Origin of the sequence: Tenacibaculum sp., assembly GCF_048269885.1 — a bacterium.
In the GTDB taxonomy this organism is placed as follows: domain Bacteria; phylum Bacteroidota; class Bacteroidia; order Flavobacteriales; family Flavobacteriaceae; genus Polaribacter.
Genome location: NZ_JBLWTZ010000049.1, coordinates 1 through 5,762, shown reverse-complemented (window position 1 = coordinate 5,762; position 5,762 = coordinate 1). Strand labels below are relative to the sequence as shown.

Here is a 5,762-nt window from a genome sequence, read left to right as displayed (position 1 = left end):
ACGTATATCATAACCTTACTCTACGCTTTTTTCTTTCTGGTTTTTATTACTAAATTTAAACAATTGCTAACTTAAGCCGTATAAAATTAATTGTTAGTATAAGCTACTTACGAAAATCCGCTAGGATTTTCTATTCTGTTTGAATTTACTATATTGAACTTGCTTAAAAAGGAAGTAGCAATTGATTAATTTTAGGCTGATTCTTGCTCGCATCTCTATAACCAGTTGTAAACTCCTTTAATACCGCAGGATTATCAGGAAAAGCCCACATAGCATGACTTTTTATACGATGATACACACGACTTGCATTTTGCATTTCTATCAACACCTTTTGTGTTTCCACCCCTTGTTTTGCCAAGGTACTTACATCGGTTACTACCGTATCTGCCGCATCAATCTGATGTTCGCTCGTAAATCGGGTATTGAAAGCGGTAAAACGCTCCAAATCTTGCGTAAATAGGTTGTAAATTGTACGTGCGCTTTCTGCTAAAAAAGCATCTGAACCTTTGAATTTTCTTCTTGCTTCCATATTAATATTTAATTTAAGTTACACGAGTGTTTTTAGGGATGCGTAAAACACGTACCCTTAGGTAATTCTTAGAAACAACAAGATTATAACAGCAGGAGAGCCCCTTGCCACTAGTTAAAATTCCATAAAAAATTAGATAGTTTTAGTAATACAATCATAGCATTTTGTTAGTTTCTTTTTCTTAACCACTTCTAAATTATAGTGTTGGGGTATAAAAAACAAATGCGATGGTCAATTTTTGCTTTTTTTTAACAGGCAGACAATCAGAAGTGTATCTTTTATACTAGTTGCGAATACTTTTTTTGTGTTATCTATCATTGACATCTTTTCTTAACGATTTAGATTTTACATAGAATAATCTTTTCTAAGCTATTTTTCTTTTTCCATTGATGAAAAAGAAGCAAAAAATCTAGTCTTAACCTGCCTACACTCAAAAATAATCATCCTCGACCCTAAATTAAAATAACTCGCTATCGCTCAAACAGATTTTAATTTTAACGGCTCTTGCGGTGTTATTTTTGGTTTGTCTGCTTATGACGAGGTACTTTTTTAGTAGTCTCTTTAATCAAAGTAATTTGTCTTTCAAAAATAATTCTATAGCTGTCGTTACATTTGTTTGACATTTTTTTGTGTGTTGTATCGAAGTGACAATCCGTTAGTACGTAGACCGAGAGCGTTGGATTGAATCCATACAGATTTGAGAGTGGGAGGATAGCCGTGATATCAGCGACCCGTGCCGTGGTGTTAACGGAGCGTGCCGTAGTATCAGCGACCCATGCTGTGGTGTTAACGGAGCGTGCCGTGATATCAGTGACCTAAAACCGTGATATAAAGAGCCGTTACTACTCTAAAAAACAACTTTTATAACCTAAAAAAGGGAGCTTATGGGATTCCGTAAGAATGTTTTCACACTTTGTATTAGGTTCGCAAGAATTGTAAGAGCAATTAGCTTCTTATAATTAATTGACAAATAACAATAACTCGTTGATAACTTTACTTTTTATAAAGTATTGGTTTTAATATATTTGATGGCGTGAAAAATTGCTAAACCTTATGATATTCCATGTTCTTTTCGAGATAAAGAACTAAAGTTTGGTATATAACGAGTTGGCAACAAGCTGAAAAAAATTAATGGAAATTACGAACAGTATCATTCAAGAAGTAAAAGACGAATTAGGAATATCTGATGATATACCTTCTACAAGATTATATGATTTACTTCACAAATACAGAACAACTCAACATCCTGATAAATTTACTGATGAAAATTTAAAAGAAGTTGCGGAAGAAAAGTTTAAAAAAATAAATTCATTACTTGATAAATTATCACAGTATATTGAGCTTGAAAAACAGCAAAAGCCTGCTAATGAACTCTCAATATTTCAGAATGACTATGAAATAACTGATTTAAAACAATCAACTGTTCATCTTGAAAAAGAAATTGAAAAACTAAAAAATGAAATAAAATCGAACGAATATTTAATTAAAAGAATCAGAAAAGAAAATAAAAGATTAAAGAAAGATTACGTTGACAAAAAGACCGAAGAATTAATAAAAGAATATAAACCGACCAAAAAGAGTTTACTTTCTTTGGGAATAATATTCATATTAACTTTAATAACGGGAGTTCTAACGAAAGTTGAGGAAATTGCAAATTTTATATTTAAATATTCACCATTCGAGGAAAGTACACTTAACTTCACAATTTTTTCAATTCTAATTTTGATACCTGTCTTTTATGGTAAGATGCTTTTCGAACAAAAACAAATAAAAAAAGCATCTAAACTCATAAAAACACCAAAATTAACAAAGGAGTTTTTAGATTATTTAAAAGAGAAAGAATTGGAAAGAGATTTCAACGAATATAACGTTTACGAATTTTTACATTCTAAATTTATAAGTCAAAATAGAATTGTTCGGTTCATTAACTCAAAGATATTTCATCTTTATAATGACAATACTATTGATGACTTGAAAGATTTATTTGTTTATAATCTACTAAATAAAAAATTAATCGTGTTTTCAGAAGCTGACAAATTAGATAGAAATTTTAGAATAGTTACTAAATATAGTTATCCATTCTAAGCATAAAGCCAGTTGCCAACACCGTATAAAATTAATTGCTAGTGCAAGCCTGCTTACAAAAACCTCGCGGATTTTCTATTCGGTTTGTAATTGCTAAATTAGGTGATTAAAACACGCAACTAATCTTATACAAACACGTTGGCAATAATATAGCTAAATGACAAATTATAATCTACTTAACCTCTCTTCATATGAATTTGAAATTCTAACACGAGATATCTTACAAAAGCACCTAGGAACTTTTATCGAATCTTTTTGTGATGGAGCTGATGGAGGAATTGATCTTAGATGTTCAATTACGGGTAATACCATAATTCAGTGTAAACGATATAAGGAATATTCTTCACTAAAATCAAAGCTTCTAAAGGAAGCTGAAAGTGTAAAGAAGCTGTCTCCAGATAGATATATTTTTGTTACTACTGCTAAGTTAAACCCCGATAGAAAAAAATACATTTTTAACACCTTTAGCCCTTATATCAAATCAACTGAAGATATATTGGGTGAGGGTGAAATTAATAATCTACTTGATATTTATAAGGAAATTGCCCAAAACCATTACAAATTATGGATGTCAAGTGTGGATGTCTTAAATACAATTTTACATAAAAACATAATTAATAAAAGTAAATTTGAGCTGGACGAAATTGAGGAAAAGGTCAAACTTTACGTTCAAAACAACAGTTTTCCAGAAGCAAAGGAAATCTTAAAAAAAGAAAACTATGTTGTTATATCTGGTATACCAGGAATTGGTAAATCAACTTTAGCAGAAATGCTTTCATTTGATTTATTAGCAAAAGGAGTAGATGAATTCGTTTATTTATCAGATAGTATAGAGCCTGCATATACTAAGTTTGATGATTCTAAAAGTCAAGTGTTTCTTTTTGATGATTTTTTAGGAAGAAATTTTCTAGAAAATACAATCGACACAAATGAAGAAAAGCAAATCATAAAATTCATTAAGAAAATCAAGAAGTCAGAGGCTAAATTTCTTGTGTTTACTACTAGAGAATATATTCTAAACCAAGCAAGACAGAAGTTTGACTTATTTGATTCTTTTAACTTTCAAACATGTATAATTGACCTTTCTAAATACACCGATTTGGTCAAAGGAAAGATTCTTTACAATCATCTATTCTTTAGCGACATAACAGAAGATTATATCAGTGAATTGATCAAACAAGATGCATTAATAAAGATAATCCAGCATAAAAATTATAATCCAAGAATTATTGAGACTATTACAAATAATGAAGAATGGAAAAATTGTACCTCCCAAGAATTCCCAAAAGAAATTCTAGAGTTTTTCAACAATCCTAATAGAGTCTGGGAGCATGCATTTGAAAATACAATCTCTGAATTATCTAGGGTAATAATGTATAACCTTCTGTTTCTGGGAGGAAATATTGAGATAAATATTCTCTATGATTCAGTTAAACAATATATTAATTCACCTTCTTATTTAAGCGTCACCTCGTTTGGTAGTATAGATTTCAAAAAAAGCCTTAAAGAACTTGAAAACACCTTCATAAAAATTAATAAAGACAAAAGGGGTGCTGGTCATTTGGTTGATTACCAAAATCCATCAATACAAGATTTTTTGGTCTATTACATTGCAAATGAAGACCAAATTAAAAAAACAATTATTGAAAGTGCTCAATATTTACAACCCTTGTTGAGAATTTTCATCACAAGAAATGAGTTCCAATCTATAAATAAGTTGGAGCTAAATCAAAGTCTTAGCTCTGCTCTCGAAACAAGGCTGATTAATGACTTCGATTTGCTAAAATTTGATTTTAATTCATTTTATGCGAATCGAAATGATGTTGAGAACATAATTTTTAAACTACACTGGATTGTGAAAAACGTGAATTTGAGCTCGTCCATTAATTCACTCATCAAAACAAAATTCGATGAGATAATCTACAGTGACTTAATAATGGTTGGTATTCTCGAATACATTCAGCTACTAATTCATTTTAAAGGCGATTTTAAAATAGATATATTAAAAATTATTGATCATTTAATAGGCGTAATAGAAGAGCCAGAAGAACTAACATCTCTTTATGATCTTGGGAATATCAATGAAGAACTGTTTGAAACTTATATTGAAGAGAATGAAGATGTTGTCAATGACCTTATTATTAGTGTAATTGATAATATAGATAGCTCTGATATTGACCCTCACGAAAAATTAGAAATCTATGAAGAAATAGAACATGTCTGTCAGTTTGATTTAAAGGAAAAAGTTTCGCGAATAAGGGAAGAAATTGATGAAATAGAATATAATGGACACTTTGATGAGGATGATTGGCGAGAACAACGGGCTATTCAAAGTGCGGAAGAAAAAGACATTGCAGTAATAAATGATATGTTCAATTCTTTTGAAAGATAAAGCAGACAACAAAGTGTATATTGCATACCCTTCGGGATACGCACCATACACATAACGTTGGAGAACATTAAATCTACTTTATTTTAAAGTAAAGTATTTTATAAAATCAAAACCGAAATTTTTTTCGGTTTTCTTTTTTTTCAGCTTGTTGTTTTTTTGCATCCAAACGTTTGGCAATCGCTGCTTTTTTAGGTTTGGTAGCTTTGCGTACTTTAGGTATTACCAAGGCTTGTGCTAAGAGGTTAAAAAAGCGTTCGGTAACCAATTCTTTATTGCGGTGTTGTGAGCGGCTTTCTTGTGAGCTTAGTATGAGTGTATGTTCTTTAGAGAGTCTGTTGGCTAAGTTTTTAAGGAGTAGTGCTTTTTCTTTGTCCGAGAGTCCTAACGAGTCTTCAATAGTAAAACTTAATTCTACCTTAGAAGATACTTTGTTTACATGCTGTCCGCCCGCACCAGAGCTTCGTACGGCTTTAAAGTTGAGTTCTTTTAGTAGTTGTTCTTTGTTCATAGTGTTTGTGAATGCATTAAGGAATTAACTTCCAATGTCAGTTCGAGTGGTTTTTATCAAGTGTTAACGAGATAAAAATTATACTTCGGCTACGCTCAGCAGCCCTATCGAGAACTATTCCAGCGTCTAAGTCCAGAATTCTCGATACAAATTATGCTCTTTTCAATCGCAAAATTCACTCGAATTGACAGCTTTAAAATTTTAGTCAACCTACTTTAATAGGTGTTACTGTGTTCCTGTAAAAACAG

At 31.1% G+C, this 5,762-nt stretch carries 4 protein-coding genes; 2 read left to right on the top strand and 2 right to left on the bottom strand.

Translation table 11 applies throughout. The features are described from left to right. Positions 1-163: 163 nt before the first annotated feature. Positions 164-529 carry a hypothetical protein gene (locus ACN0WY_RS17290; RefSeq protein ID WP_417801181.1) on the bottom strand — a complete coding sequence of 122 codons (366 nt, stop codon included), beginning with the start codon at positions 527-529 and terminating at the stop codon, positions 164-166. Positions 530-1,660: 1,131 nt separating this feature from the next. Here ACN0WY_RS17290 and ACN0WY_RS17285 point away from each other — a divergent pair. Then, positions 1,661-2,614 (top strand): hypothetical protein, encoded by a 954-nt coding sequence (locus tag ACN0WY_RS17285; RefSeq protein ID WP_417801180.1) that lies wholly within the window; start codon positions 1,661-1,663, stop codon positions 2,612-2,614. 157 nt (positions 2,615-2,771) lie between these two features. Continuing rightward, the gene (locus ACN0WY_RS17280; RefSeq protein WP_417801179.1) at positions 2,772-5,006 is read left to right on the top strand and encodes a restriction endonuclease; all 2,235 of its coding nucleotides are present in this window, start codon (positions 2,772-2,774) and stop codon (positions 5,004-5,006) included. A 106-nt stretch (positions 5,007-5,112) separates the two neighbouring features. On the opposite strand, the gene arfB is transcribed toward ACN0WY_RS17280, so the two are convergent. Then, on the bottom strand, positions 5,113-5,514 hold the full coding sequence (gene arfB / locus ACN0WY_RS17275; RefSeq protein ID WP_417801178.1) for an alternative ribosome rescue aminoacyl-tRNA hydrolase ArfB: 402 nt from the start codon (positions 5,512-5,514) through the stop codon (positions 5,113-5,115). Positions 5,515-5,762 lie beyond the last annotated feature (248 nt).

What these genes read in the sequence shown, in the direction of transcription:
- ACN0WY_RS17290 (WP_417801181.1), bottom strand. Translation starts at nt 529, where the DNA reads ATGGAAGCAAGAAGAAAATTCAAAGGTTCAGATGCTTTTTTAGCAGAA.
- ACN0WY_RS17285 (WP_417801180.1), top strand. Translation starts at nt 1,661, where the DNA reads ATGGAAATTACGAACAGTATCATTCAAGAAGTAAAAGACGAATTAGGA.
- ACN0WY_RS17280 (WP_417801179.1), top strand. Translation starts at nt 2,772, where the DNA reads ATGACAAATTATAATCTACTTAACCTCTCTTCATATGAATTTGAAATT.
- arfB (WP_417801178.1), bottom strand. Translation starts at nt 5,514, where the DNA reads ATGAACAAAGAACAACTACTAAAAGAACTCAACTTTAAAGCCGTACGA.